Genomic DNA, 25988 nt, shown 5'->3' with positions numbered 1-25988 from the left:
GCGTGGGGGGAAGGGTGGTCCTTCTAGGGCGTGTCCTGCGGATCACCTGACTGGTCCGCGAGAATGCTGGCGCGATGGTGGGTCGCGGTGAGCTGACCGACGCGGCGTGGGCGCGGATCGAGCCCCTGCTGCCGGCAACCGGTGGCCGGGGCGGGCGATGGCGGGACCACCGCCAGGTGATCAACGCGATCCTGTGGCAGGCCCGCACCGGCGCGCCATGGCGGGACCTGCCCGAACGCTACGGCCCCTGGAAAACCGCCCACGAGCGGCTGCGCAAGTGGACCGCCGACGGCACCTGGGACCGGATCCTGGCCGAGGTGATCGTCAGAGACGACGCGGTCGGCGCGGTGGAGTGGACCTTTCACGTTGACTCCAGCTCCGTGCGAGCTCACCAGCACGCCACCGGAGCCCGGAAAAAGGGGGCGTGTGCGCCGCCTGGATCGAGGGTCTGGCCGTCGACGGCGAGGCCCTCGGGCGGTCCCGCGGCGGGCTGACCTCCAAGCTGCACCTGGCCGTCGACGGCCGCGGGCTGCCGATGGCCATCGGCCTGACCGCCGGCCAGGCCGGGGACAACCCGCAGCTGCTGCCGCTGCTGGACCAGGTGTCGGTCGCTCGTGTCGGTCCTGGCCGACCGCGCAAGCGCCCGGACCGGGTGGTGGCCGACAAGGCCTACGCCCACCCCTCCACCCGCGCGGCGCTGCGCGCCCGCGGCATCGCCTTCACCTGCCCGCAGAAGGCCGACCAGATCGCCCACCGCCAGGCCAAAGGCTCCGCAGGCGGGCGGCCACCGGCCTTCGACCCGGCCATCTACGCCGGCCGCAACGTCGTCGAACGCTGCTTCGCCCGCCTCAAGCAGTTCCGCGCCCTGGCCACCCGCTACGCCAAACGAGCCGCCTACTACCGGGCCATCCTGACCATCACCGCCATCGTCCTCTGGCTCCGCGAAGATCCGCAGGACAGGCCCTAGTAGCGGGACGTGCCGCAGTCCGCGCAGCGCTTGCGCGGCGGCAGGGTCTCCTGCTGGCAGTTGGCGCAGGTCCACGCGCTGCGGTCGATGCGCGGGTGGCTGCGGGCGCGTGGGCTGCGCCGGAGCCGGGGGTCGGTCCGGGTCTCGGTGGTGGTCGGACTCATGGGCACCTCCTGGGGTCGCAGTCCTCACGCTAGGCAGTCGGCGTGTCACGCAGGTGACATCCGGGTTGCCGTCGTCCACCAGCTCGGGACGGTCAGTCGGTGGCCAGCGCCTGCGCCAGCCCCAGGGCCTGCGCCAGGACCGCCTTCACCGGCCGGTCCAGCGCCGCGGCCGCCCGGACGACGTCCTCCCACTCCGGCACGGCGTTGAGGACCTCGCCGTCGGGCCCGAGGCCGAGCTTGACGGCCACCGGCTGGCCGCCCACGTCCACCGTCCGGAACCGGCGGGCCAGCACCTGGCGGGCCACCCCGGACTCACGGATCCCCAGCGTGGTGGTCTCCCGGAACAGCACGGCGCGCACGGCCGGGACGGCGACCGGCTCGGCCAGCGCGCTGACCACGTGCGCCGGGCGCCCCTTCTTCATCAGCACCGGCGTGAGCCAGGCGTCGAGCGCCCCGGCGGCCAGCAGGTCGGCGAGGACCGTCGGCCAGGCCCGTGGGTCGAGGTCGTCCACGTTGGCCTCCAGCACCGCCACCTCGTGCGGGGAGTCCGCCGCGAGGGCCTCCCCCAGCACCAGCCGCACCACGTTCGGCCGGTCGGCGGGGTCCCGGCCGCCGGCGCCCGTGCCGGTCCCCGTGGGCCGCATCGGCGGCAGGGGGCCGTACCCCGACGCCAGGGAGGTCACCAGCGCCACCCCCGTGGGCGTCGCCAGCTCCTCGTCGGCCCCTCCGCCGGAACCCGGCGCCGCCGCGTCGGCCAGCAGCGCCAGGACGGCCGGGCCGGGGACGGGCAGCCGGCCGTGCGCCGTCCGCACGTACCCGCCGCCCAGGGCGATCGGGGAGGCGACCAGCCGGTCCAGGCCGAGGGCGGCCACGCCGGCGCACACCCCCACCACGTCGGCGACCGCGTCCAGGGCGCCCACCTCGTGGAAGTGGACGTCGTCGGCGGGGACGCCGTGCACGGCGGCCTCCGCGCGGGCGAGTGCGGCGAAGACGTCGGACGCCGACGACCGCAGCGGCTCGGCCAGCCGGTCCAGCAGTCCCCGCACGTCGGCCCACGTCCGGTGCGGCTGGTCCTCGGCCGGCACGTCGACGTGCACCCGGACGGCGGCCAGCCCGCCGCGCCGGACGTCCTCGCGACGCAGGGTGATCGGCAACCCGAGCGGCTCCAGGGCCGCGGACAGCGTGGCCAGCGGGACCCCGGCCCCGACCAGCGCCCCGAGGAGCATGTCGCCGGAGACGCCGCTGCCCAGGTCCAGCCAGCCGACCCGGCTCACGCCGGCGGCTCGCCGGAGCGACCGGCGGCGACGGCCCGGGCCACCCGGGCGGCGAAGACCCCGGCGCCGAACCCGTTGTCGATGTTGCAGACGACCACCCCGGGCGCGCAGGAGTTCAGCATCCCCAGCAGCGCGGACAGCCCGCCGAAGCTGGCGCCGTAGCCGACGCTGGTCGGCACCGCGACGACCGGCGTCCCGACCAGCCCGCCGACGACGCTCGGCAGGGCGCCCTCCATCCCGGCGACCACGACCACCACGTCGGCGTCCCGGAGCACCGGCCGGGCGTCGAGGACGCGGTGCAGGCCGGCGACCCCGACGTCGGTCACCCGGACGACGCCGGCACCGTGCACGCGCAGCGTGGTGGCCGCCTCGCTCGCCACCGGCTCGTCCGAGGTGCCGGCGCTGACCACGGCGACCAGCCCGGCCGGCCGGGGCAGCGGCCCGACCGCGACCGTGGACCGCACGACCAGCGCGTCGGGCCAGCGGGCGGCCAGCGCCGAGACGGTCTCCGGCACCGCTCGGGTCACCAGCGCCGGCCGGTCGGGGGCGTCCGCGCGCAGCGCCGCGACGATGGCGACCACCTCCTCGGTGGTCTTGCCGGCGGCGTAGACGACCTCCGGGTCCCCGGTGCGGGCCCTCCGGTCGGTGTCGACGCGGGCGAACCCGAGGTCCACGTACCCCCGGTCGACGGGGACGGGGTCGGTCACCGCGGCACCGGGGTCAGGGTGAACGCGCGCCCCGGGCGGTAGGGCTCGTCGTCGAGGGCCGCGGTGCGGATGCCCGGCTCGACGGCGCGCATGGCGGCCAGCACCGCGGAGACGACGTCCGGGGGAACGCGGTCCCGGTCGGCGGCACCGACCTCGATGCGCACGTCGTCCTGCCGCAGCCGGCAGCGCACCACCGCCACCCCGGTGCGGGCGGTGAGCAGCGCCTCGCCCACCTCGACGGCGTGCAGCCGCGCGGGTGTCACGGCCGTCCCGGTGTACAGCCGGCTGGCCAGGCACGGCGAGGCCGGCAGGTCCGCGTGGGGAAGGCCCAGCTCCCGGGCCAGCGCCCGGACGTCGGCCTTGGTCGCCCCGACCTCGACGAAGGGGTGCCGCACCCCGGCCTCGGCCGCGGCCTGCAGCCCGGGACGGAACTCCCCGAGGTCGTCGGCGTTGGCGCCGCTGAGCAGGACGTGCCCGCCCCCGACCACGGCCACCAGGTCGCCCATCGCGTCGTAGAGGTGGGACTTGCAGACGTAGCACCGGTTCCGCGGGTTGGCGAGGTAACCCTCGTCCTCGAACTCCCGCGACCGCACCGTGCGCAGGTCCCAGCCCTCCGCCGCCGCCGTCCCGAGCACCCGGGCCGTGGCCGCTGCCGGGACGGCCGGCGTCACGCTGTGCACGACCAGCGTGGTGTCCGGCGCGGCCCGGTGCGCGGCCGCGGCCAGGGTCAGGCTGTCGACGCCGCCGCTGCAGGCGACCGCCCGGTACGGCAGGCCGGCGAGCAGGTCCAGCAGCCGCGCCCTCATGTCAGGTCCTCTCCTCGTGCGACCGACGGGCCGCCGTCCCATCCTGCGGCATCCGCGGCGGGCGGACCCGTCCGCGGCCCGCCGCCCCGGTGCGGCCGTGGCTAGGCTGCCGTCGTCGGTCGCCGCCCGGCCGGCCGACGTCCCGCCGGCAGATGGAGGACGGTCCGATGACGGCTGCACCCCCGACCGTGTCCCTCGCCTACGGCCGTGGCGCGATCGACGTCCCGCTGCAGGACGGGGCCCTGGTGATCACCCCGCAGGACGACCCGGCGCTCGAGGACCCGGCGACCGGCCTGCGGGAGGCCCTGCGCGACCCCATCGGGGTGCCCCCGCTGCGCGAGCAGGTGCGCCCCGGGATGACCGTCGCGGTCTCCGTCTGCGACGGCACCCGGGCCCAGCCGCGCCGGCCGGTGCTGCACGCCCTGCTGGAGGAGATCGACGCCGCCGCGCCGGGGTGCGAGGTCGTGGTCCTCGTGGCCACCGGCACGCACCGGGGCAACACCGCGGAGGAGCTGCGCGAGATGCTCGGCGACGACGTGCTGTCCCGGTGCCGGGTCGTGAACCACGACGCGCGGGACCGCAGCTCGCTCACCTCACTCGGCACCGCCGGCGACGGCGTGCCGCTGGAGCTGAACACCCTGTGGGTCGAGGCCGACCTGCGCATCACCACCGGGTTCGTCGAACCGCACTTCTTCGCCGGCTTCAGCGGCGGGCCGAAGATGGTGGCCCCCGGCCTGGCCGGGATCGACACCGTGATGGTGCTGCACGACGCCACCCGCATCGGGAGCCCGCTGGCGACCTGGGGCGTCGTCGAGGACAACCCGGTGCACCGCGACATCCGGGCGTGCGCGGCGCTCGCCCCGCCCCACCTGGCCCTCGACGTGCTGCTCGACCGCGCCAAGCGGATCACCCACGTCGTCTGCGGCGAGCTGTTCCAGATGCACGCCCGCGCCTGCGAGCTGGCCCGCGCCGCCGCCATGCGGGCCGTGCCCGAGCCGATGGACGTCGTCGTCACGACCAACTCCGGCTTCCCGCTGGACCAGAACCTCTACCAGGCGGTGAAGGGGATGGCCGCTGCCGAGCGCGTGGTGCGCACGGGCGGCAGCGTCCTGGTGGCCGCGGAGTGCGCCGACGGCCTGCCCGACCACGGCTCCTTCGCCGAGGTGCTCGGCGCGGCCGACGATCCGGCGGGGCTGATCGAGCTGATCTCCTCGGAGGGGTTCAGCGTGCCCGACCAGTGGCAGGTGCAGATCCTGGCCCGCATCCTCGGCAAGGCCGACGTCCAGCTGTACTGCGACGGCCTGGGCCCCGACGCGGTGCGCGCCGCCCACCTGACCCCCACCGCGGACCTGGCCGCCTCGATCGCCGAGGCGGTGGAGCGGCACGGTCCGGGGGCGCGCGTCTGCTACCTCCCCGAGGGGCCGCAGACCATCCCCTACCTGGCGGGCTGAACGAGCGCGGGGGGCGAGCGCGGGGGGCGATGAGTTCCGACCCCGCCGCCGGTCAGGAGGACGTGCGCGCGACGTTCGTCCTCGTCCCGGGAGCGGGCGGCCGGGCCTGGTACTGGCACCGGCTGGTCCCCGAGCTGGAACGGCGTGGCCACGCGGCCGTCGCCGTGGACCTGCCTGCCGGCGACGACAGCGCCGGCCTCGAGCGGTACGCGCAGACCGTGCTGGACGCGGCCGCGGGCTGCTCCGGCGGGCCGCTGGTCGTCGTCGGCCAGTCGATGGGCGGCCTCACCGCGCCCCTGGTCTGCGCCCGGACGCGGGTCGACCTGCTGGTCCTGCTGAACGCGATGGTCCCGCGGCCGGGCGAGACCGGCGGCGAGTGGTGGACGACGACCGGACACGAGCAGGCCCGGGCGGAGGCGGCGCGGGCGCACGGCTGGCCGCTGGACGACGACGACGCGTTCCTGCACGACGTCCCGCCCCCGGTCGCGGCCACCGCACCCGTGCCCTTCGCCCAGTCGGGGACGCCGTTCACCGAGCCGTGGCCGCTGCCCGCCTGGCCGGACGTGCCGACCCGGGTGCTGGCCGGCCGGGACGACCGGTTCTTCCCCCTGGCCTTCCAGCGGCGGGTGGCCGCCGAGCGCCTGGGCCTGCCGGTCGAGGAGCTGCCCGGCGGCCACCTCGTGGCGCTCAGCCGCCCGGGGGAGCTCGCCGACCGGCTGGCCGGCTCCCTGCCCGCGCCACCCGTCCCCTGAGGGCCGGGTCCGTGGCCGACCGCACGGCGGCGCCTGGACGCAGCACCGGGAATGCGCGGGCACCATGGACGTTCGTCTGTTCCCGCAGAAGAGTTCCGACAGAGAGACGCGCAGTGCCGACGACGCAGCCCGAGGTCGTACCCCACCCCGAGATCGAGACCGAGCAGCAGTACGTCCGGGAGCTCTACGGCCGCCTGGACGCCGCCCGCGACCTGGCCGAGCGGCGGCTGAAGCAGGCCATCTCCTGGCCCGCGGTGGACCCGCAGGCGCTGCAGGAGCGCGACGCCACCGTCCGCTTCCAGACCGAGCGGGTCACCGCCCTGGACGCGGCCGAGGCGGGCCTGTGCGTGGGACGGATCGACCGCACCGACGACGGCCCGCTCTACATCGGCCGGATCGGGCTGGCCGCCGACGACGCGGGGGGCGACCCCGCGCTGGTCGACTGGCGGGCGCCCGCGGCGCGGCCGTTCTACACCGCCACCCCGGTGCACCCGCTGGGCGTCTCGCGGCGCCGGCACATCCGGACCCGCGGGCGCACCGTCGTCCGGCTCGACGACGAGGTCCTCGATGGCGGCGTGCTCACCGACGGGGTCGCCGGGTCGGCCCTGACCGGCGAGGCCGCGCTCATGGCCGCCCTCGACACCGCGCGCACCGGCCGGATGACCGACATCGTGCGCACCATCCAGGCCGAGCAGGACCGCATCATCCGCGCCGACGACCGCGGCGTCCTCGTCGTCCAGGGCGGGCCGGGCACCGGCAAGACGGCCGTCGCGCTGCACCGCGCGGCGTACCTGCTCTACACGTACCGCGAGCGGCTGGCCCGCCGCGGCCTGCTCGTGGTCGGCCCCACGCCGACGTTCCTGCGCTACATCGCCGACGTGCTGCCCTCCCTCGGCGAGACCGGCGTGCTGCTGGCCGGGCTGGGCCAGCTGCACCCCGGCCTCGACGCCCGCGGCACCGAGTCGCCGCAGGCCGCCGCGGTCAAGGGCCGGCTGGAGATGGTCGAGGTGCTCGAGCGCGCCGTCGCCGACCGGCAGGTGGTGCCCGGCGGCCCCCTCGAGGTGACCGTCGACGGGTTCGCGCTGCGGCTGCGGCCGATCGACGTCAGGCGGGCGCAGAACGCCGCGCGCAAGGCCGAGCGGCTGCACAACCTGGCCCGGCCGCTGTTCGCCCGCCGCGTGGTCGACCTGCTCACCCGGCGCTACGCCGAGCGCATCGGGACGGGCATCGACGGCGGCGCCGACCTGTTCGACCGCGAGGACACCGCCGCGCTGCGCCGCGAGGTCGCCGAGGAGCCCGCCGTCCGGCTGCTCATCGACGACCTGTGGCCGGTGCTCACCCCCGAGCGGCTGCTCACCGAGCTGTTCGCCGACCCGGCCCGCGTCGCCGCCGCCACCCCGGGGTGGGACGACGCGACGCGCGCGCTGCTGCACCGCCCGAAGGGCAGCGCGTGGACGCCGGCCGACGTCCCGCTGCTCGAGGAGGCCGAGGAGCTGCTCGGCTTCGACGACAGCGCGCAGCGGGCCCGCGCCGAGCGGGACCGCCGGCGCCGGCTGGCCGAGGCGCAGGAGACCCTCGACGTGCTGCACGGCTCGCGCTCCATCGACCTGGAGGACGAGCACCTGGAGGCCGAGGTGCTCAGCGCCGGCGACCTCATCGGCGCCGAGGAGCTGGCCGAGCGGCAGCGGGCGCGCGACACCCGCACCACCGCCGAGCGCGCCGCCGCCGACCGCACCTGGACCTTCGGGCACGTCGTCGTCGACGAGGCCCAGGAGCTCTCCCCCATGGCCTGGCGGCTGCTGGTGCGCCGCTGCCCCACCCGGTCGATGACCGCCGTCGGCGACCTCGCCCAGACCGGGACGCTCGCCGGCGCCGCCGCCTGGGACGAGGCGCTGCGCCCGCACGTCGGCGACGCCTGGCGGCTGGAGGAGCTGACGGTCAACTACCGGACGCCCGCCGAGATCATGGCCGTCGCCGCCGACGTCCTCGCCGCGGGCGGCACCGGGGCCGGCGCGCCGCGCTCGGTCCGGCCCGGCACCGCGCAGCCCTGGGCGGAGGTGACCGGCGAGGCCGGGCTGGCCGCGCGGGCCGCCGAGGTGGTCGAGGAGTGGGCCCGGCAGGAGGGCACCACCGCCGTGATCGCGCCGGCCGGCCGGGCCGCCGAGCTCGCCGCCGCGGTCGCGGCCCGGGTGGACGGCGTGTCCTGCGGTCCCGAGGCCGACTCGTCGCGGGGGCCGGTGGTGCTCACGCCGGGCGAGGCCAAGGGCCTGGAGTTCGACGCGGTGCTCGTCGTCGACCCGCAGCGGGTCCTCGACGAGGGCGTGCGCGGCCACAACGACCTCTACGTGGCGCTCACCCGGGCCACCCAGCGGCTCGGCGTCCTCACCCCCCGCGACCTGCCCGCGGAGCTCGCCCGCCTGGCCTCGACCTGACGTCGGCCCTCCTGCAGGGCCCCGCTGTGAAACTGAGCAGGTGGGGGCGCAGGAGGGCCCTCCCTCAGTGCGGGACGGCGTGCCGGCGGCGGGCCGCGCCCTCGACGCAGGCGGCCACGACGGCCGCGGCCACGAGCAGGACGCCGCCGACGCCGACCAGCGGCACACCGCCCATGGTGTTCATGTCGAGCTCGGCCCAGACCACGCCGGCGACGAGCGTCAGCAGCCCGACCACGCCCACCAGCGGCGCCAGCCACCCGCCCATGTCGCCTCCCTCGTCCGTACGGCCCTGCGATGACACCACGCGGCAGTGACACCCCGCGGCCGTCCCCGGTGCGCCGGTGACGCTGTGCGATCGGCCCGGTTCACTCGGTCTTGCGGACCCGCAGCACCACGCCACTGGCCGGCCTGGCCGGGATGCGCCGCAGCGAGATGGACAGGTCCTGCGGCGGGACGTCGGCCTCCAGGCGGGCCAGCCGTACCGCCAGCGCCGCCAGGACCGCGACGGTGACCTGCTCGCCCGGGCAGCGGTGGTTGGTGCGCGGGTCGCCGGCGCCCTGCGGCACCAGCTCGAACGCACCGATCTCGCGACCGAGGAACCGCTCGGGCCGGAAGGCGTACGGGTCGCCCCACAGCTCCGGGTCGTGGTCCTGCCCGTAGAGGTCCAGCAGCACCATCGAGTGCTTCGGCACCCGCTCGCCGTCCCACTCGACCTCGCGCGGCGCGCGCCCGCCGATGAACGGCGCGAACGGGTAGAAGCGGCGCAGTTCGTGCGCCCACGCCTCGGCGAACGGGGGCTCGCCCGAGGCCAGCCGGTCCCGGTGCTGCGGCCAGCGGACCAGCGCGTGCCCGGAGAAGGCGAGGAACCAGCTGATCGCCACGGTCGGCCGGATCACGTTGATCACCTCGACCGCCGCGGTGTGCGGGTCGAGCCGCTCGCCATCGGCGTCGCGGTGCCGGGCGACGACGTCGACGACCGAGCCGTGGGGCACCGTCGCCGCGCCGCTGCGCACGTCCTCCACCAACCGGGCCACCCACGCCTCGCGGCGGCCGCGCGCCCGGCGGGCCCGCCAGTGCCGGGGTCCGGCGGTGGCGAACCCGTCGACCATCGCGGTCAGGTCCCGGGCCACCGAGGGCAGCTCGTCGGCGGACAGCGGGACGCCGGCCCAGTCGCACACCGCGCGGGTGAGCACCTCGGCGGCCTCGTCGAAGAGCACGACCTCCCCGCGGCGCGCCCAGCCGGGCACCGCGGTGTCCCAGGCGGCGGTGGCGGCGTCGACCAGGGTGGCGACCCGGTCGTCGTCCATCAGCAGACCCACGAACATCGCCTTGCGGGTGCGGTGCGCCTCGCCGTCGAGGGTGTGCACGGCGCCCTTGCCGAACAGCGTGCCCTGCACCGGCCCGGGGATGGCGTGCGAGCGGCGCACGTGGTCCTCGTCGTAGAGGAACCGGGCCGCGTCGGGGCCCTCGATGCCGAGGACGGGCAGGCCGCCGAGCCGGGCGGCGACGGTGCGGCGGCCCCGCGCCCGCCGGGCGTCGGGCAGCCAGCCGTAGCCCTTGGCGATCAGGAGCGGGCTGTTCTCGAGTCGGGGTCGGCGCACGGGGGCCCGTGTGCCCAGGCCCGCAGCTCCGTACACAGTTGGCTCATCGAGACGGCGGCCTCTCTGCAGGGGCCCGCCGCGAGCCTGCGAGCGGTGGGGGGCAGAGAGGTCCTCTGTCAGCCGGGGCGCTGCTGCTGCAGGCGGTCGTCGCGCGGGGCGCTGGCCTCGTCCGACGGCGGCTCGCCGGGCGTGCACACCTGCGAGCCCAGCCGGCGCAGCAGCGCGGTGACCTCGCCGACCGCCGACGACGACGCCCCCTCGGGGACCGTGCGCTCCACCTGCTGCAGCGCCTCGGCCAGGGCGCGTTCCTCGTCGGAGAGCATCCCCCGGTAGGCCGGGTCGAGCAGGTAGCCGGTCGGCGGGGTGGACAGGCAGCCGATGCAGTCCAGCAGCACCTCCAGCAGGCGGGCGGCCTCGGCCGGTGGGGTGCCGGCCGGCGCGATCGCCACCGTCTGCACGTCCTGCTCCCACAGCCGCGCGCGGGCCGGGTCCTCCAGCAGCGCAAGCACGGTGCCGCTGCGCTGCCGGGGCCCCGCGCCGGGGGCCCGGGTGGCGCTGCGCACCTGGTGGGCGATGCGGATCAGGTCGTCGTCCTGCATCGAGGTGCCGACGAAGAGCACGTGCCGGGTGAGCAGCAGGGAGTGCAGCACCCCGGCCAGGGCCGCGCGGGTGTCGCCGAACTGCAGGTACTCCTCCCGGGTGAGCACGACGCTCTCGGGGTGCGCGGCGTCGCCGTGCAGCTTGAGCAGCCACGGCCGGCCGGGGGCGGCCTCGTCGAAGGGCAGCACCGCGAGGTCACGGCCGATGTCGGCGGCGGCGAGCTCGACCAGCGGGTCGTAGTTGGTGGTGACGAACTCCTGCACCGGCAGGTCGGCGATCAGCGCGTGCGCCAGCGCGTAGTGCCCAGGCCCGAACCGCTCCTTGACGAAGGTCTCCAGCTGCTCGCGGCCGAGCTCGCGGGCCAGCAGCGCAGCGGCGTCCTGGGCCGGCAGCCGGGACAGCCCGGCCCGCAGGGCGTCGTCCAGCCCCGACCGCTCGGCCAGCTCGTCGAGCAGCTGCTCCCAGGTGGGCAGGCCCGCCGCGGCGCTGACCCCCGCGCCGACGAAGACGGCCAGCTGCCCGCGGCCCGCCCGCTCGCCGAGGTCCTCGGCCAGCTCCCCCAGGTGCCCGGGCAGGTCCCAGCTGCCCGCCTCGGCCCGGCGGACCCGTTGCGCCGCCGCCAGGTCGCTGGGCCCGCGCAGCACCAGCGCGACGTCGACGTCGTGCGCGTCCGCGGCCTCGCGCAGGACCGGCAGCAGCCGCTGCAGCAGCGTGCCGCGCTGCCCGGCCGCCCCGCCCCAGCCGGTCCCGAGCGCCGGCAGCGCGACCAGCCGGCGGGCCCGGCCGTGCACCGGGGTCGGCACCTCCCGCCGGACGACGGCGGCCAGCGCCTCCCGGGCGCCGTCGACCAGCCAGCGCAGCGCGTCCTCGGGGTCGCGCTCGCGCTCGTCGACGGTGTCGACCAGCCACAGCTGCCGCCCGGGCTCGCCGGGGCCGCGGCCGGGGACCTCGAGCACCCGCTCGTCGCCGTCCCAGCCCAGGTCGAGGCAGACGCCGTCGCGGTCCTCCCTGCCCACGAGGTCGTCGGGCAGCAGCCGGCGCCACTCGGGCGTGACCCGCAGCGACCGGTCGGTGGGCACGAGGACGTCGTCGCACACCAGCCGCCGGAGGTCCGCCCCGACGACGAAGACGTGTCCGCTCACGGCTGGAGGGGTGCCCCGCCGGGCCGGGGGTGAACCGGTACCGGACCGGGCGTCGCCCGGCCGGGTCGGGCGCTCAGCGCGGGATGCCGCAGCCCCCGGCGCCACAGGCGCACCCGGCGCAGGCCGCGGGCCGGACGGGTGCCGGCTGGGCGGCGATCGCGCGCAGGCTCGAGGAGCCGACGAGCAGGACGACGCCGAGCAGGCCCAGGCCGAGCGCCCCGACGACGGTGGCGCCGCCGGCCGCGCGCGCCCAGCCGGTGACCAGCCCGGTGACCACCAGGAGGCCGGTGACCAGCGCCCACCAGACGAGGGCGGCCTGACCGCTGCGGCGCACCGCCCCGCCGCGGCCGAGCAGGGTCAGCGCGCCGACGAGGAGTCCGGCCGGGACGGCGAGGAGCAGCGCCCAGCTCGCCAGCCCCGCGGAGACGGAGGCGAGCGCGATCGCCAGCACGCCTCCGGCGGCGGCCGCCCACCCCTGCGCCCGGGAGCCGCTCCCGGCCGCCAGCTGCCCACCGCGCCAGGCGACCAGCGCGCCGGCCACGCCCAGCACCAGCCGCGCACCGCCGTCGGCCCAGGAGACCGCGACCGCTGCGACGACCAGCAGCGCGACCCCACCGGCCAGCCACCGGGGCCACGCCCGCCGGGCCTGCTCCGGACTCGTCCGCTCCACCGCCGTCATCGCTGCACCGCTCGCCACGCTCCAGAGTGTCCCCCACCGTCCGGGCGTCCCGGCGCGGGCCGTGTCACCCTGCGAGGTGTGGCCGCAGCGGCGCGGCCGGCGGAGCGGGGAGCGAGCGGAGTGGCGACCGAGGCGGATCGGACGGCGGGTGCGCCACTGGCGCACCGGGCCGCCCACAGCACGGCACTGCGCGCGGTGGCCCGGGTCGGCCTGGTCGGCTACGCGCTGCTGCACCTGCTGGTCGCCTGGCTGGCGCTGCAGCTGGCCTGGCAGGCCGGACGGTCGCAGCCGCCTGACCGCGGCGGCGCCGCCGTCGACCAGGGCGGGGCGATGGCGCTGGTCGCGGGCTCCCTCGCCGGTCCGCTGTTGCTGTGGCTGCTGACCGCGGGTCTCGCCGGGCTGTGCGTCTGGCAGGCCGTCGAGGTCCTCCGCCACCACCGCCGGCTGCCCGCGCCCGGCCCCGACCGGCGCCGCGCGGTCGTCCAGGCGGTCAAGACCGTGGGGACGGCGCTGGCCTACGGCTTCCTCGCCGTCTCGGCTGCCCGGGTCGCCCTCGGCGGCGGCAGCGATCCCGCCGCGGACACCCGGGCGGTGCGCGGCGTGCTCGCCTGGCCCGGCGGCCAGCTGCTGGTCGTCGCCGTCGGCGGGGTCGTCGTCGCCATCGGCGTCTACCACGTGCGCAAGGGCCTGCGGTCGGACTTCCTCGACGAGATCGACCTCTCCACCGTCTCCCCCGCGTTCTGCACCGTGGCGCACCGGGCCAGCCAGGCTGGCTTCGTGCTCAAGGGCGTGGCCCTGGTGCTGGTCGGCGCGATGGTGGCCTGGGCGGCGGCGACCTTCGACCCGGCGCGGGCCACCGGTCTGGACGGCGCGCTGCGGGCGGTGGCCGCCCAGCCGCACGGCGCCTGGGTGCTGGCCGGGGTGGCGGTCGGGCTGGCCGCCTTCGCGGTGTACTGCCTGACCCGCGCCCGGCACCCCGTCGGCTGAGGGAGGACCACCCTTCCCCTCACGCCTCGCACGCTCGGCGCGGGCCCCTGAAGGGTGGCCGCGGCGGCGAGATCGCCGATCCCGTCCGGCTCCGGTCTCCCCGTCCGTGCGAGATCGCCGGTCCCGCCGCAGCAGCGGGACGGCACGCCCGGCGGCGGGGGCCCCGCTGTGCCACCCTGATCACCCCCACGGGGGTGCCGCGGGGCGGGAGGAGCCGGCCATGGGCGGGATGACGGGGCGGGCGGCGGGAGCCGCGGGCCGGGCGGGCGACAGCGACGCCCTCGAGCACCTCGCGCGCATCGGGCTGATCGCCTACGGCGTCGTCCACCTGTTGCTCGCCTGGCTGGCCCTGCAGCTGGCGTGGGGCGGGGGCAACGGCGAGTCCGCCGACCAGGCCGGCGCGCTGGCCACGCTGGCCGAGCAGCCGCTGGGCCGGCCGCTGCTGTGGCTGCTGGCCGTCGGGCTGGTCGCCCTGGCGGCCTGGCAGGCGGCCGAGGTGCTGCGCTGGCGCAGCCGGCTGTCGTCGTCCGGGGACGCGCGGAAGAAGGCCCTCGAGAAGACCGGCAAGGCGATCGCCAAGGCGGTCCTCTACGCCGCGCTCGCCGTCCTGGCGGTCCGCACCGCCACCGGCAGCGGTGGGGGCGGCGGGGGTCAGCAACAGGCCGCCGGGGTCTTCGGCTGGCCGGCCGGGCGCTGGCTCGTGGCGCTGGTCGGCCTCGTCGTCATCGGGGTCGGCGTCTACCTCGTGCACAAGGGCGTGTCGAAGCGGTTCCTCGAGGAGGTCGACCTCGGTCAGGCCTCGACGCAGACCAGGCGCCTGGTCACCCGCCTCGGACAGGCCGGCTTCCCCGCCAAGGGCGTCGCCCTCGGCGTGGTCGGTGCGCTGCTGGTGTACGCCGCCGTCACCTTCGACGCGGCCCGGGCCACGGGCCTCGACGGCGCGCTGCGCACCATCCTGGGCGCCCCCTTCGGCAAGGTGCTGCTCACCCTGGTCGCCGTCGGCATCGCCGCCTTCGGCGCCTACTGCCTCGTCCGCGCCCGCTATCCCGAGCGCACCTGATGGAGGCCCCCCCTGCCCCCCACCGGAGAAGGACCCCGTCCCCCTCATCCCTCGCACGCTCGGGACGAGCCTCGGAACGGGGCCCGCGGCGGGACCCAGCAGGGGGGCCGGATCCACCGGCTGGTCGAGAACGCCCGCGAGGTCACCGACCACCCGCTGCTCGAGGCGGTCGCCCGGGTGGGGTTGGTCGCCTACGGCGTCCTGCACCTGCTGATCGGCTGGCTGGCGGTGCAGCTGGCCCGCGGCATCAGCCGCACCGACGCCGACCAGACCGGCGCGCTGCAGGCGGTCGCCGGTACGCCCGGCGGCACGGTGCTGCTCTGGCTGATCGGGCTGGGCATGCTGGCGCTGGCGCTGTGGCAGGGCGGCGAGGTGCTGCGGTGGTGGCCCGGGCTGCTCGACCGGCGGCACGTCGTCCGGACGGCGTTCGTCTGCGCGAAGTGCGTGGCCAAGGCCGCCGTCTACGCCGTGCTCGGCGCGACCGCGCTGCTGTTCGCCCTCGGCCTGGAGTACGAGGCGGACGAGCGCTTCCGTGAGCTCACCGGCGAGACGCTGGAGGTCTCGGGCGGACCGGCGCTGGTCCTCGCCGTCGCCGCCGGGGTGGTCGCCGTCGGGCTGTACACGCTGGTGCGCGGGCTGACCGGCGGCTTCATGAAGGACATCGACCTGCCCACCGCCCCCGACCGCTGGGAGCCGCTGATCGAGGCGGTCGGGCGGGTCGGCTACGTCGCCAAGGGCGTCGCGTTCGGGCTGGTCGGCGTGCTGCTGTCGCGGGCGGCCGTCACCGCCGACGTCTCCTCCGCCACCGGCCTGGACGGCGCGATGACCGCCATCGCGTCGGTCGGCGCGGGCCCCTGGCTGCTGGGCGCGGTCGCCACCGGGTTCGGCGCCTTCGGCGTGTACGCGCTGGCCCGCGCCCGCTACCCCGACCGCGACCCGTCGTCCTGAGAGGACCCCCGTGACGTCGAGACCGCGCGGGGGACGCCTACAGGCGGTGTGGGGAGCAGCCACCGGGGCGCTGTGGCCGCTGCCCGCGGCGGCGCTCGTCGCTGCCGTGGGGCTCGGCATCGGGCTCACCGAGCTGGACCAGGCGCTGGCCTTCGGTCAGGACCCGATCCAGTTCGTGTTCACCGGTGGTCCGTCGGCCGCCCGCACCCTCCTCTCGGCGATCGCCTCGTCGCTCATCTCGGCGACGACCCTCCTGTTCTCGCTGACGATCGTCACCCTGCAGCTGGCCAGCAGCCAGTACTCACCGCGGCTGCTGCAGACGTTCGTGCGGGACCGGGTGGTGCAGGTCTGCCTGGGCACGCTCCTCGGCACCTTCGTCTACGCCCTCGTCGTGCTGCGCACCGTACGGTCGGCCGACGAGGCCCAGGGCAGTTCCTTCGTGCCGCGCCTCTCGGTGACCGTCGCGTTCGTGCTCACGCTGGCCTCGGTCGCGGCGCTCGTGACGTTCCTCAGCCACCAGACCCGTCAGCTGCGGGTCGAGACGATGATGCGCGACGTCCACTCGGAGTCCGCCCGCACCCGGGCGCGGCTGCAGGAGCGCCAGGAGGGCCGGCAGCCCGACCGCCCGCTCCCGGAGGTCCCCGACACCGCTCGCCCGCTGTGCGCGCGGTCGAGCGGCTTCCTGGTGCAGGTGTTCGAGGGCCCGCTGCTCGAGGCGGTCACCGGCTCTGGCGCCGTGCTGCTGCTCGACCGGCGTCCCGGCGACCCGGTCGTCACCGGTACCCCGATGGCCTGGGCCTGGCCGCAGGGTGCCGGCGATGCGGTCCCGGTGGAGGAGCTGGAGGAGGCGCTGCAGCGCGCGGTCGACCTGGGCCACGAGCGGACCGACGTGGTCGATCCCAGCTACGGGCTGCGCAAGCTGGTGGACATCGCCGCCCGGGCGCTCTCCCCCGGCATCAACGACCCGACGACCGCCGGGCACGCGCTGTCGCACGTCTCGGCACTGCTGGGCGATGCGGCCGTGCGGGACACCTGGCACCGTCGGCTGACCGACGAGGACGGCGCCGAACGGCTCCTCCTCCGGTCGTGGACCTTCTCCGAGCTGCTGGACCTCGGGGTCACCCAGGTCCGCTACTACGGCCGGGAGGACCTCACCGTCGTCGACCGGTTGTTCGCACTGCTGGCCGAGGTGGCGTGGCGCGCTCGCACGCCGCTGCAGCAGGAGGCCCTCCGGCGGGAACGGGACGCCCTGGTCGAGCAGAGCCGCAGCAGCCCGCCGGCCGGGCGCACTCCCGAGGACGTGCAGCGGTGGGCCCGGACGGTGGACGAGGCCCTGGCCGGGAAGTGGCTGCGACCGGCGGGCTGACGCGCTCAGCCGCGGGGGCCCCCGGCGACGTAGACGACCTGACCGGAGACGAACCCGGCTCCCTCGCTGACCAGGAACGAGACGGTGTGCGCGATGTCCGCAGGTGTGCCGGCGCGCTGCACCGGGATCGCCGCGGCCCGCTCGGCCACGTACTCCTCCCAGTCGCGGCCGATGCGCTCGGCGGTCGCCTTGGTCATCTCGGTCTGGATGAAGCCGGGGGCGATCGCGTTGGCGGTGACGCCGAACTTGCCCAGCTCGATCGCCAGCGTCTTGGTGAAGCCCTGCAGCCCGGCCTTGGCGGTGGCGTAGTTGGCCTGCCCGCGGTTGCCCAGCGCCGAGGTGCTCGACAGGTTGACCACCCGACCCCAGCCGGCCTGCACCATGTGCTGCTGCACCGCGCGGGTCATGAGGAACGAACCGCGCAGGTGCACGTGCATGACGAGGTCCCAGTCGGCGTCGGTCATCTTGAACAGCAGGTTGTCGCGGGTGAGCCCGGCGTTGTTGACCAGAACCACCGGCGGGCCGAGCTCGGCGACGACCCGCTCGACGGCGGCCTGCACCTGGTCGGCGCCCCCGACGTCGGCCCCGACCCCCAGGGCGCGGCCGCCGGCGGCCTCGATCGCCTGGACCGTTGCGGCGGTCGCGGACTCGTCGAGGTCGACCACCGCCACGGCGAAGCCGTCCTGCGCCAGCCGCTGCGCGATGGCGGCGCCGATGCCACGCGCCGCGCCGGTGACGATCGCGACGCGCTGGTCGCTGGGACGGGACTCGGACATGCGGCAGCTCCTCTGGTCGGAGATGACGGGTCGGACCCTCCCCACCGCGGCCCCTGCAGGGGCCCGCCGCCGGCCCCGTTCCGAGGCTCGTCCCGAGCTTGCGAGGGATGAGGAGGACGGGGTCCTTCTCCGGCGGGGAGCAGGGGTCCTGTCTCAGACGCGCTCGAACAGGGCGGCCAGGCCCTGCCCGCCGCCGATGCACATCGTCTCCAGCCCGTAGCGGGCGTCGCGGCGGGCCATCTCCCGGGTCAGGGTGGCCAGGATCCGCCCGCCGGTGGCACCCACCGGGTGGCCCAGGGAGATGCCCGAGCCGTTGACGTTGGTCCGCTCGAAGTCCGCGTCGGTGAAGCCCCACTCCCGGGTGACGGCCAGCACCTGGCTGGCGAAGGCCTCGTTGAGCTCGATCAGGTCCACCTCGGCCAGCTTCACGTCGGCCAGCGCCAGCGCCTTGGCCGTCGCCGGCACCGGCCCGATGCCCATGGTCTTGGGCGGCACCCCGGCCACCGCCCAGGACACCAGCCGCGCCAGCGGCCGCAGGCCCAGCTCCGCGGCCTTCCCCGGGCTGGTGACCACGCACACCGCCGCGCCGTCGTTCTGCCCGCTGGCGTTGCCCGCGGTCACCGTGGCCTCCGGGTCGTCCTTGCCCATGATCGGGCGCAGCTTCGCCAGCGTCTCCACCGTCGAGTCGGGCCGGATGTGCTCGTCGCGGTCGACGACCACCTCGCCCTTCCGCTGCTTGACCGTCACCGGCACGATCTCCTCGGCGAACCGGCCGGCCTCGGCCGCCGCGGCGGCGCGCTGGTGGCTGCGCACGGCGTACTCGTCCTGCTCCTCGCGGCCGATCCGGTACTCGCGGCGCAGGTTCTCCGCGGTCTCCAGCATCCCGCCGGGCACCGGGTGGTTCTGGCCGCCGGCGGTCACCCGGCCGCGGGCCAGCCCGTCCTGCAGCAGCACGCCGGGACCGGCCTTGACCCCCCAGCGCATGGCCGTGGAGTAGAACGGCGCGTTGCTCATCGACTCCGCACCCCCGGCCAGCACGACCTCCGACGTGCCGGTCTGCACCTGCATCGCCGCGTACACCACCGCCTGCAGACCCGAGCCGCAGCGGCGGTCGATCTGCAGGCCCGCGGCGGTCACCGGCAGCCCGGCGTCCAGCGCCGCCACCCGGCCCAGCGCCGGGGCCTCCATCGTCGGGTAGCAGTGCCCCAGCAGCACGTCGTCCACCGACTCCGGCGGCAGCCCGGTGCGCTCCATCACCGCCCGGATGACCGTCGAGGCCAGGTCCTGCACCGGCACGTCGCGCAGGGAGCCGCCGAAGCCGCCCACCGGGGTCCGCAGGGGCTCACAGATGACCGCATCGCGCACGGGGTCCTCCTCTGGTCGTCGCCGTCGGCACCCGTGAGTCTGCCCCGGGCGGACGGCGGTGTCGCGGCGGCCTCTCCGCACGTCGCGCGCGGAGTCGGCGCGCGCTCCGTAGCCTGCCGCGGTGGCCTGGAGGCGAGCGGTGTTCACGTTGTTCGCGGTCGCGGCCGGCACGAACGTCCCGACGCCCCTGCTGCTGGTCTACCAGGAGCGGCTCGGCCTCTCCGCCGAGGTGCTGACCGCGCTGTTCGGCTGCTACGCCGCGGGTCTGGTCCCGGCGCTGTTCCTGGCCGGCCCCCTCTCGGACCGGCTGGGCCGCCGCCGCGTCGCCCTCCCCGGCGTCGTCCTCGCCGGGCTGGCGTCGCTGGCCTTCGCCGCGGCCGGCGGGTCGCTGGCGCTGCTGTTCACCGCCCGGTTCCTGCAGGGCGTGGTCAGCGGCGTGGTGTTCAGCGTCGCGAGCGCCTGGGTCGCCGAGCTGTCGGCCGCCTCCGGGGAGGGGGCCGGAGGGCGGCGGGCCGCGGTCGCGATGACCGCGGGCTTCTCGCTCGGACCGCTCACCAGCGGGCTGCTGGGCCAGTTCGCACCGGCGCCCACGGTGCTGCCCTACCTGCTGCACACGGTGCTGGTGGGCGTGGGGCTGGCGCTGGCGGTGCGGGTGCCGGAGACCGTCGTCCTGCGGCCCGGCCGACAGCGGGACGACGGCGACCCCGCCGTCCCGCTGCTGCCGCCGGGCAGCCTGGGTCTCGCAGCGAGCGTGCTGGTCCCGGTCGCGGTCTGCGTCTACGCGTTCCCGTCGTCGGTCATCTCCGCCGTCCCGCTGCTCGGCGAGCTGCCGGCCGGTGGGGTCGCCGTGACCGGCGTCCTCGCCGGCGTGACGCTCGGCGCGGGGACGCTCGTCGCCGGGCTGCAGCGCCGGCTGGGGTCGTGGACCGCCGTCACGGGCGCCGCCCTCGGCGCGGCGGGCTACGCGACCGCGGCGCTGTTCGTGGCCACCGGCGTCTGGCCGTGGCTGCTGGCCGCGGCCCCCCTGCTGGGGTCCGGCGGCGGCCTGTGCCTGGCGGCCGGGCTCACGGTGACCGGCCGGCTGGCCGCGCCCACCCGCCGGGGCGAGCTGACGTCGGTCTTCCTGGCCTGCGCCTACCTGGGCTTCGCCGTCCCGTTCCTCATGGCCACCGCAGTCCGCTCGACGCCGGCCTGGGTGCCGCTGGGTGTCGCCGCGGCACTCACCGGGCTGCTCGCCGTCCGACTCCTGCCGGTCGCGTACCGCGGCCGGCTCTGAGGCACCGGACGGCGGTCAGACGGCGATGGCAGCGCTGGGGATGACCAGGCCACGCGGCTCGAACTCCTCCACCACCGGCTGGCCGGGCGGCGCCTGGCCGCCCGACACGGAGGCGCTCGCGGGTTCGACGACCTCGGCGAAGAAGCGGTCGCACTGCTCCTTGGACTCCCAGATCTCCAGGACCTGGAAGCCGCCGGTCGTCACCCGGCCGACGTGCAGCAGCAGGCCGTCGATCCCGCCGGTGCTGCGCCGCGCCACCTCGGCGTGCAGGGCGTCGTAGAACTCGATCGGTGCCGGGACGTCCATGACGAGCCCATGGGTCATGGCGGACTCCGCTCTGGTCAGCGACCCGCCCGGGTCCCGCCAAGCGGGAGGCCCAAGGTAGTCCGGCGCCGCACCGCGTCGTCCGGCGGCAGCGCCGGGGTGGGCGACCCCGGCGCGTCCACTCCGCTGCGTGGACGGCCTATGCGGGAGCACCGCGGCCTCGTCACCCCGGGTGCTCGTGCTCGGCCGCCATCGGCTCCCATCGCGCGACGGCGCCCCCTCCCGGAGGAGGGGGCGCCGCCGGGGGCTCACCGCAGGGTCAGCGCAGGCCCGCCGCGAACTCGCCCTCGAACGCCTCCTGGACGACCGTGGCGCCACCCGGGACGTCGGCCGGCCGCAGGATGAAGCTCTGCAGGCTGGGCGAGCGTCCGGTCTCGAAGCCGTCGATCGGGACGACGAGGCCGCCGGTGTCGACGTCCTGCAGCTCGTTGAAGGCGTTGACCACGCCCGCGCGGGTGAGGTCGCCGTTCTCGCACGCCGCGTCGAGGACCTGCTTCATGATCGCGCTCATGCCGTAGCCGACGAGCACGCCGAGGCTCGGCTGCACGTTCGGGTAGGCCTCCTGGTACTGCGCGAGCAGCTCCGGCTGGGCGTCGAAGGCCGACACCGGGCTGGCCACGTACAGGTTGTCCTTGAGCGCCTGCGCGGCCGGACCCTGCAGCAGGCCCGGCGCGAACACGGGGTTGCTGCCGATGATCGGCACGTTGAGCCCCTGGGCCGCCGCCACGCCGGCCGCCGAGGCGGTCTGCGTCGGCGCGACGGTCAGGGCGATGGCGTCGACCCCGGCCGCGGCGAACTGGGTGATCTGCGCGGTCATGTCCTGGTCGGCCGACTTGATCTGCGCGGGGATGATCGTCAGCCCGCGCTCCTCGGCCACCGCCTCGCTGCCGGCCAGGCCGTTCTCGCCGTACTCGCCCTCGAAGTAGATGTGGCCGACGGTGTCGCCGTCCTGCAGCAGGCCCTGGTCGAACAGGTAGGAGTAGCCGTTGGCCAGCTCGACGTCGTAGGTGGCGCCCACGACCCCGGTGCCGGGGATCTCGGTGAGCGTGCGTGCCCACGCCGACGGGAAGTTGACGATCTGGTCGGACTCGTACTCGGGGGCCAGCGCGGTGTTGATCGGCGAGCCGATCGTCTGCTGCATCGCCAGGATGTTCGGCTCCATGCCGCTGTAGAGCTGCACGCCGGTCTGCGGGACGTAGGTGGTGTCCTGGACGTCGAGCTCGACGCTGTAGGTGTCGCAGACCTGGTTGTCCTGCCAGAACAGCGTGTTGGCGTTGGTGATGTCCTGGCCGAGCGCGGCGAACACGCCCGTCAGGTCGGTGAGGACGCCGAGGGTGATCGTCGTCCCCTCGATGCCGACGTCGGTCAGGACCTCCCCACCCGAGCCGCCCTCCCCCCCTCCTCCGCCGCCGCCGCTGGACTCCGGTGCCCTGGTGCTGCAGCCGGCGGTCGCCACGACGACGGCCGCGGCGACCGCGGTGGTCGTGCGCAGTGCCTTGCCTGTTCTCATCTGGTGTCGCTCCCTTGCGATGGACGGACGGAGGGGGTCGGTGCGGAGCCGGGTTGCTCCGGGGGTGGGGTGGTCACTCCACCGTGGGCGGGCGCACGGCCCCGGCGGAAGCGTTGGGTGAGGCGCTGCGCGATGCCGGCCAGGCCGGCGGGCTCGAACAGGACGATGAGGATGATCGCGGCGCCGTAGAGGAACCGGGCGGCGAAGCCGGCGGAGATGCCGCCCTGGCCCGGTGCGCTGACCAGCGGCAGCACGTCGGCGTACTGCTGGAACAGCAGCGGGAGCGCCGTGACGAACAGCGCGCCCAGCGCCGCGCCGCCCACCGAGCCCAGCCCGCCCAGCACGATCATCGCCAGGTACTGGATGGAGACGACGAGCGTGAAGGACTCGGGGGCGATGCTGCCGATGGACAGCGCGTAGAGCACCCCGGACAGGCCCGCGTACATCGAGCTGACCAGGAACACCCGGGCCTTGTAGGCCTGCACGTTGACGCCCATGACCGACGCGGCGACCTCGCTGTCGCGCAGCGTCTGCAGCGCCCGGCCGGGCCGGCTGCGCAGCAGGTTGCGGGCGAAGACGTAGGCGGCCAGCGCCAGGACCAGCCCGAGGTACCACAGCCGCTCGGCCTCCCGGAACGGCACGCCCAGCACCCACAGCTGCGGGTCGCTGTTGCCGAAGGTGAAGCCGAACAACGAGAACTCCGGTGCCGCGCGGCCGTTGAAGCCGCCGGTCACCGGCGTCCAGGTGTTGATCACGTGGACGCCGATGAAGACCAGCCCCAGCGAGGCGACACCGAGGTAGATGCCCCGCAGCCGCGCCGCGATCGGGCTGAAGATGAGCCCGGCCAGCCCGGCGAGCAGGACGCCGACGACCATGCCGACGACCGGCGGCAGGCCCAGCCCCTGCAGTGCGGCCCGGGTGCCGAGCCCGCCGGACTCCCCCGAGATGTAGGTGTAGCTGACCGCGCCGACGGCGAGGAAGAAGGCGTGTGCCAGGGACAGCTGGCCGGTGGTGCCCACGAGCAGGTTCAGGCCGATGGCGCCGATGGCGGCGCCGAACACCGCGAAGCCGGTGCGCAACCAGAACTCGTCGAAGTACAGCGGGAAGACCAGCAGGAACACCAGCAGCGCGGCGATCAGCACCCACTTGGCCACGGTGCCGGGACGACGGCGGGCCGGGGCCTGCCGGGCCGGTGTGGACGACCCCGCGCGGGAGGCCCCCGACGGTCGGGAGACGGTCTGCTCAGACACGGGTCAGCTCCTTGGTGCCGAAGAGCCCCGAGGGCCGGACGAGCAGGACGGCGATCATCACGACGTAGGGGACGACCTCGCCGAAGCCGCGGCCGAGGAACAGCAGGTTCTCCTGGTAGCCGGCGGCGAAGGACTCCGCGAGCCCGATGAGCAGTCCGCCCACCAGCGCGCCGCCGGTGGAGTCCAGGCCCCCGAGGATGGCCGCCGGGAAGGCCCGCAGCGCCGTGGCGTACACCGCCGAGCTGACGCCCGGGGTCGGGCTGCCGACCAGGAACAGCGCGGCCACCCCGGCGAGGACGCCGGCGACGACCCAGGCCAGCGCGGAGACCCGGCCCTGCCGGATGCCCATCAGCGCCGCAGTCTCGCCGTCCTCGGCCGAGGCACGCATGGCGACGCCCCAGCTCGAGTACTTGAAGGCCACGAAGAACAGCACGATCAGGACGCCGGCGACGACCATGGCGATCAGCCGGTTCTGGGTGATCCCGATGCCGCCGATGCGGACCGACTCCCCGCCCCACGGGTGCGGCACGTTGAGGATGTCCGGGCCGATCCGCCGGATCAGCTCGGTCAGCAGGATGATGTCGACGCCGATGGTGACGATCGCCAGGCTGATCACGGGCGCGCCGCGCAGGCGGTTGATGATGAAGCGCTCGATGAGGAACGCGGCCAGCGCGGTGATCACCAGGCCGACGAGCACCGCGCCGAGGAAGCCCAGCGGCTCGGACAGCCGCGCGATCGAGTACGCGCCGAGCAGCAGCAGCGAGCCGTGGGTGAAGCTCACGACCTCGCTGGCCTTGAAGATGATCACGAAGCCGAGCGCGATCAGCGCGTAGATGGCGCCGAGCGACAACCCGTTGAGCAGGAGCGAGAGGAACTGGGTCACGAGGTCGTCCCTGGCGTCTCGGTGGTGTGGTGGGCAGCGGCCTCGGCCGGCCCCTGGTCGTCGCCGGAGCCCAGGTAGGCGCGGATGACCTCGGGGTCGGCCTGCACCTGGGCCGGGGTCCCGTCGGCGATCCGGCGTCCGAAGTCCAGGACGGTGACCCGGTCGGCCAGGGCCATGACCATCCCCATGTCGTGTTCGACGAGGACGATCGAGATGCCCAGCGCCGAGCGGATCTCCCGGATGGCCTCGGCCATCCGGCTGGTCTCCTCGGCGTTCATCCCGGCCACCGGCTCGTCGAGCAGCAGCAGGCGCGGCTCGGTGCACAGCGCCCGGGCCACCTCGACCCGCTTCTGGTCGCCGTAGGACAGCACGCCGACGGGGGTCTGCAGCTTGTCGCCGAGGTCGAGGAACTCGGCGATCTCCCGGATCCGCTCGCCGTGGACCTTCCCCTCCCGGGTGGCGCGGGGCAGCCGCAGCCCGGAGGAGAGGAACCCGGCCTTGGTGAGGTGGTGGCGGCCGAGCATGAGGTTCTCGGCCACCGACTGGGCGCCGGAGAGGGCGATGTTCTGGAACGCGCGGGCCACGCCGAACCCGGCGATCTGGAACGGGCGCATCCGGTCGAGCCGAACGTCGCCGAACCGAACCTCCCCGGAGGCGGCCTTGTAGACGCCGGAGAGGACGTTGAACATCGTCGACTTGCCGGCGCCGTTGGGCCCGATGACCGCGTGGATGGTCCCCGGCGCGACGGTGAAGGAGACGTCGTTGAGCGCCTGGATGGCCCCGAAGCGGACGCTGACGTGCTCGACCTCGACCGGCGGGACGTCGGGCCGGGTCTCGGTCGCGGCCGCGGTCACGCCGTCCACCGCGAGAGCGTGCGGCGCGAGTGGCGGCCGACCGGCCCGGAGGCCGCCGGGTCGCCGTGGCCGAGGTAGAGCCGCTGCACCTCGTCGGTGCGGGCCAGCTCCTCGGCCGGCCCGGACAGGGACACCCGGCCGACGTCGAGGACGTAGGCCAGGTCGGCCACGCCCAGCGCCATCGTGGCGTTCTGCTCGACCAGCAGCACCGAGGTGCCCTGCCGGTTGATCTCGGCGACGACCTCGCCGATCTGGCCGATCACCCGCGGGGCCAGCCCCAGCGAGGGCTCGTCGAGCAGCAGCAGCCTGGGGCTGGCCATGAGCGCCCGGCCGATGGCCAGCATCTGCTGCTCACCGCCGGAGAGCAGCCCCGCCCGCTGGCCGCTGCGCTCGGCCAGCACGGGGAACAGGTCGTGCACCCGGGCGTGCGCGGCGGCCTTGGCGGCGCGGTCCCGGTTGCCCATCCCGCCGGCGCGCAGGTTCTCCTCGACGGTGAGCCGGCCGAAGATCCGCCGGCCCTCCGGTACCTGGACCACGCCCCGGCGGACGATCTGCCCGGGGTCGCGGCCGGTGAGGACGTCGCCGTCGAACTGCACCGAGCCCTCGTCCACGCGGCCACGGTGCAGCCGCAGCGTCCCGGAGATGGTCCGGAGCAGCGTGCTCTTGCCGGCGCCGTTGCTGCCGAGGACCGCGACGACCTTGCCGTCGGGGACCTCCATGGTCACGCCGCGCACGGCTTCGACGGCGCCGCCGTAGGTCACCCGCAGCGAGTCGATGCTCAGCATGCGGGCCGCTCCGCGGTTCCGAGCGAGGC

At 75.8% G+C, this 25988-nt stretch carries 24 protein-coding genes and 1 pseudogene; 9 read left to right on the top strand and 16 right to left on the bottom strand.

Annotated elements, in window-relative coordinates:
* Positions 1-77: 77 nt before the first annotated feature.
* Positions 78-967 (top strand): annotated as a pseudogene (locus tag ACWIX7_RS19965) (IS5 family transposase).
* Here the strand turns inward: ACWIX7_RS19965 and ACWIX7_RS19960 are convergent.
* From ACWIX7_RS19960 to ACWIX7_RS19945, 4 genes are all read right to left on the bottom strand, one after another.
* Entirely contained in the window at positions 964-1131 is a 168-nt protein-coding gene (locus tag ACWIX7_RS19960) for a hypothetical protein (protein WP_448618152.1), read from the bottom strand. The pseudogene ACWIX7_RS19965 and the gene ACWIX7_RS19960 overlap by 4 nt on opposite strands.
* Positions 1132-1223: 92 nt before the next feature.
* Positions 1224-2405 (bottom strand): nickel pincer cofactor biosynthesis protein LarC, encoded by a 1182-nt coding sequence (gene larC / locus ACWIX7_RS19955; protein ID WP_448618151.1) that lies wholly within the window; start codon positions 2403-2405, stop codon positions 1224-1226.
* Complete coding sequence (gene larB / locus ACWIX7_RS19950; RefSeq protein WP_448618150.1) at positions 2402-3112, bottom strand: nickel pincer cofactor biosynthesis protein LarB; 711 nt, start codon at positions 3110-3112, stop codon at positions 2402-2404. Before larB ends, larC begins: the two co-directional genes overlap by 4 nt.
* Entirely contained in the window at positions 3109-3918 is an 810-nt protein-coding gene (locus ACWIX7_RS19945; protein ID WP_448618149.1) for an ATPase, read from the bottom strand. Before ACWIX7_RS19945 ends, larB begins: the two co-directional genes overlap by 4 nt.
* A 167-nt stretch (positions 3919-4085) precedes the next feature.
* On the opposite strand from ACWIX7_RS19945, the gene larA reads away from it, so the two are divergent.
* From larA to ACWIX7_RS19930, 3 genes are all read left to right on the top strand, one after another.
* Positions 4086-5369: a nickel-dependent lactate racemase gene (gene larA / locus ACWIX7_RS19940; RefSeq protein ID WP_448618148.1), complete on the top strand. Its 1284-nt coding sequence runs from the start codon at positions 4086-4088 to the stop codon at positions 5367-5369.
* A 29-nt stretch (positions 5370-5398) separates the two neighbouring features.
* Complete coding sequence (locus tag ACWIX7_RS19935) at positions 5399-6121, top strand: alpha/beta fold hydrolase (protein WP_448618147.1); 723 nt, start codon at positions 5399-5401, stop codon at positions 6119-6121.
* A 113-nt stretch (positions 6122-6234) separates the two neighbouring features.
* Positions 6235-8553 carry a HelD family protein gene (locus ACWIX7_RS19930; protein ID WP_448618146.1) on the top strand — a complete coding sequence of 773 codons (2319 nt, stop codon included), beginning with the start codon at positions 6235-6237 and terminating at the stop codon, positions 8551-8553.
* Positions 8554-8617: 64 nt separating this feature from the next.
* Here ACWIX7_RS19930 and ACWIX7_RS19925 read toward each other — a convergent pair whose 3' ends face one another.
* The 4 genes from ACWIX7_RS19925 to ACWIX7_RS19910 form a co-directional block, all read right to left on the bottom strand.
* Positions 8618-8818: a hypothetical protein gene (locus ACWIX7_RS19925; protein ID WP_448618145.1), complete on the bottom strand. Its 201-nt coding sequence runs from the start codon at positions 8816-8818 to the stop codon at positions 8618-8620.
* Between the two features lie 100 nt (positions 8819-8918).
* The gene (locus ACWIX7_RS19920; protein WP_448618144.1) at positions 8919-10154 is read right to left on the bottom strand and encodes a cytochrome P450; all 1236 of its coding nucleotides are present in this window, start codon (positions 10152-10154) and stop codon (positions 8919-8921) included.
* 116 nt (positions 10155-10270) lie between these two features.
* Positions 10271-11896, bottom strand: a complete 1626-nt coding sequence (locus ACWIX7_RS19915; protein WP_448618143.1) for an SIR2 family protein — start codon at positions 11894-11896, stop codon at positions 10271-10273.
* Between the two features lie 73 nt (positions 11897-11969).
* Entirely contained in the window at positions 11970-12593 is a 624-nt protein-coding gene (locus tag ACWIX7_RS19910) for a hypothetical protein (protein WP_448618142.1), read from the bottom strand.
* A 60-nt stretch (positions 12594-12653) separates the two neighbouring features.
* Between ACWIX7_RS19910 and ACWIX7_RS19905 the strand changes: the two genes are divergently transcribed.
* From ACWIX7_RS19905 to ACWIX7_RS19890, 4 genes are all read left to right on the top strand, one after another.
* Positions 12654-13562, top strand: a complete 909-nt coding sequence (locus ACWIX7_RS19905) for a DUF1206 domain-containing protein (RefSeq protein ID WP_448618141.1) — start codon at positions 12654-12656, stop codon at positions 13560-13562.
* Between the two features lie 220 nt (positions 13563-13782).
* On the top strand, positions 13783-14622 hold the full coding sequence (locus tag ACWIX7_RS19900) for a DUF1206 domain-containing protein (protein ID WP_448618140.1): 840 nt from the start codon (positions 13783-13785) through the stop codon (positions 14620-14622).
* A gap of 177 nt (positions 14623-14799) precedes the next feature.
* Positions 14800-15570 (top strand): DUF1206 domain-containing protein, encoded by a 771-nt coding sequence (locus tag ACWIX7_RS19895; RefSeq protein ID WP_448618139.1) that lies wholly within the window; start codon positions 14800-14802, stop codon positions 15568-15570.
* 10 nt (positions 15571-15580) lie between these two features.
* Positions 15581-16936, top strand: coding sequence for a DUF2254 domain-containing protein (locus tag ACWIX7_RS19890; RefSeq protein WP_448618138.1), 1356 nt, complete (start codon positions 15581-15583; stop codon positions 16934-16936).
* A gap of 5 nt (positions 16937-16941) precedes the next feature.
* Here the strand turns inward: ACWIX7_RS19890 and fabG are convergent, their stop codons facing one another.
* Both fabG and ACWIX7_RS19880 read right to left on the bottom strand, forming a co-directional pair.
* Positions 16942-17712, bottom strand: coding sequence for a 3-oxoacyl-ACP reductase FabG (gene fabG, locus ACWIX7_RS19885; protein ID WP_448618137.1), 771 nt, complete (start codon positions 17710-17712; stop codon positions 16942-16944).
* Between the two features lie 153 nt (positions 17713-17865).
* On the bottom strand, positions 17866-19077 hold the full coding sequence (locus ACWIX7_RS19880) for an acetyl-CoA C-acetyltransferase (protein ID WP_448618136.1): 1212 nt from the start codon (positions 19075-19077) through the stop codon (positions 17866-17868).
* A gap of 121 nt (positions 19078-19198) precedes the next feature.
* On the opposite strand from ACWIX7_RS19880, the gene ACWIX7_RS19875 reads away from it, so the two are divergent.
* Entirely contained in the window at positions 19199-20353 is a 1155-nt protein-coding gene (locus tag ACWIX7_RS19875; RefSeq protein ID WP_448618135.1) for an MFS transporter, read from the top strand.
* 15 nt (positions 20354-20368) lie between these two features.
* Here the strand turns inward: ACWIX7_RS19875 and ACWIX7_RS19870 are convergent, their stop codons facing one another.
* The 6 genes from ACWIX7_RS19870 to ACWIX7_RS19845 all read right to left on the bottom strand — a co-directional run bounded on the left by ACWIX7_RS19870 (position 20369) and on the right by ACWIX7_RS19845 (position 25959).
* Entirely contained in the window at positions 20369-20677 is a 309-nt protein-coding gene (locus ACWIX7_RS19870) for a hypothetical protein (RefSeq protein ID WP_448618134.1), read from the bottom strand.
* Between the two features lie 259 nt (positions 20678-20936).
* Entirely contained in the window at positions 20937-22187 is a 1251-nt protein-coding gene (locus ACWIX7_RS19865) for an ABC transporter substrate-binding protein (RefSeq protein ID WP_448618133.1), read from the bottom strand.
* A complete protein-coding gene (locus ACWIX7_RS19860; protein ID WP_448618132.1) occupies positions 22184-23437 on the bottom strand; it encodes a branched-chain amino acid ABC transporter permease in 1254 nt (417 codons plus the stop codon). The genes ACWIX7_RS19865 and ACWIX7_RS19860 overlap by 4 nt, the downstream gene beginning before the upstream one ends.
* A complete protein-coding gene (locus ACWIX7_RS19855) occupies positions 23430-24320 on the bottom strand; it encodes a branched-chain amino acid ABC transporter permease (RefSeq protein WP_448618131.1) in 891 nt (296 codons plus the stop codon). Before ACWIX7_RS19855 ends, ACWIX7_RS19860 begins: the two co-directional genes overlap by 8 nt.
* The gene (locus ACWIX7_RS19850; protein WP_448618130.1) at positions 24317-25183 is read right to left on the bottom strand and encodes an ABC transporter ATP-binding protein; all 867 of its coding nucleotides are present in this window, start codon (positions 25181-25183) and stop codon (positions 24317-24319) included. The genes ACWIX7_RS19855 and ACWIX7_RS19850 overlap by 4 nt, the downstream gene beginning before the upstream one ends.
* Positions 25171-25959, bottom strand: coding sequence for an ABC transporter ATP-binding protein (locus tag ACWIX7_RS19845; RefSeq protein WP_448618129.1), 789 nt, complete (start codon positions 25957-25959; stop codon positions 25171-25173). Before ACWIX7_RS19845 ends, ACWIX7_RS19850 begins: the two co-directional genes overlap by 13 nt.
* Between the last annotated feature and the right edge of the window lie 29 nt (positions 25960-25988).

The organism is Geodermatophilus sp. URMC 65, from assembly GCF_053502545.1.
The sequence above is the reverse complement of the archived record's forward strand: the minus strand, read 5'-3'. Positions and strand labels throughout refer to the sequence as shown.

Coding starts and splice junctions, on each gene's coding strand:
- ACWIX7_RS19960 (WP_448618152.1), bottom strand. CDS start 1,131: ATGAGTCCGACCACCACCGAGACCCGGACCGACCCCCGGCTCCGGCGC.
- ACWIX7_RS19935 (WP_448618147.1), top strand. CDS start 5,399: ATGAGTTCCGACCCCGCCGCCGGTCAGGAGGACGTGCGCGCGACGTTC.
- larA (WP_448618148.1), top strand. CDS start 4,086: ATGACGGCTGCACCCCCGACCGTGTCCCTCGCCTACGGCCGTGGCGCG.
- ACWIX7_RS19870 (WP_448618134.1), bottom strand. CDS start 20,677: ATGACCCATGGGCTCGTCATGGACGTCCCGGCACCGATCGAGTTCTAC.
- ACWIX7_RS19900 (WP_448618140.1), top strand. CDS start 13,783: ATGGGCGGGATGACGGGGCGGGCGGCGGGAGCCGCGGGCCGGGCGGGC.
- ACWIX7_RS19845 (WP_448618129.1), bottom strand. CDS start 25,959: ATGCTGAGCATCGACTCGCTGCGGGTGACCTACGGCGGCGCCGTCGAA.
- fabG (WP_448618137.1), bottom strand. CDS start 17,712: ATGTCCGAGTCCCGTCCCAGCGACCAGCGCGTCGCGATCGTCACCGGC.
- ACWIX7_RS19925 (WP_448618145.1), bottom strand. CDS start 8,818: ATGGGCGGGTGGCTGGCGCCGCTGGTGGGCGTGGTCGGGCTGCTGACG.
- ACWIX7_RS19865 (WP_448618133.1), bottom strand. CDS start 22,187: ATGAGAACAGGCAAGGCACTGCGCACGACCACCGCGGTCGCCGCGGCC.
- ACWIX7_RS19945 (WP_448618149.1), bottom strand. CDS start 3,918: ATGAGGGCGCGGCTGCTGGACCTGCTCGCCGGCCTGCCGTACCGGGCG.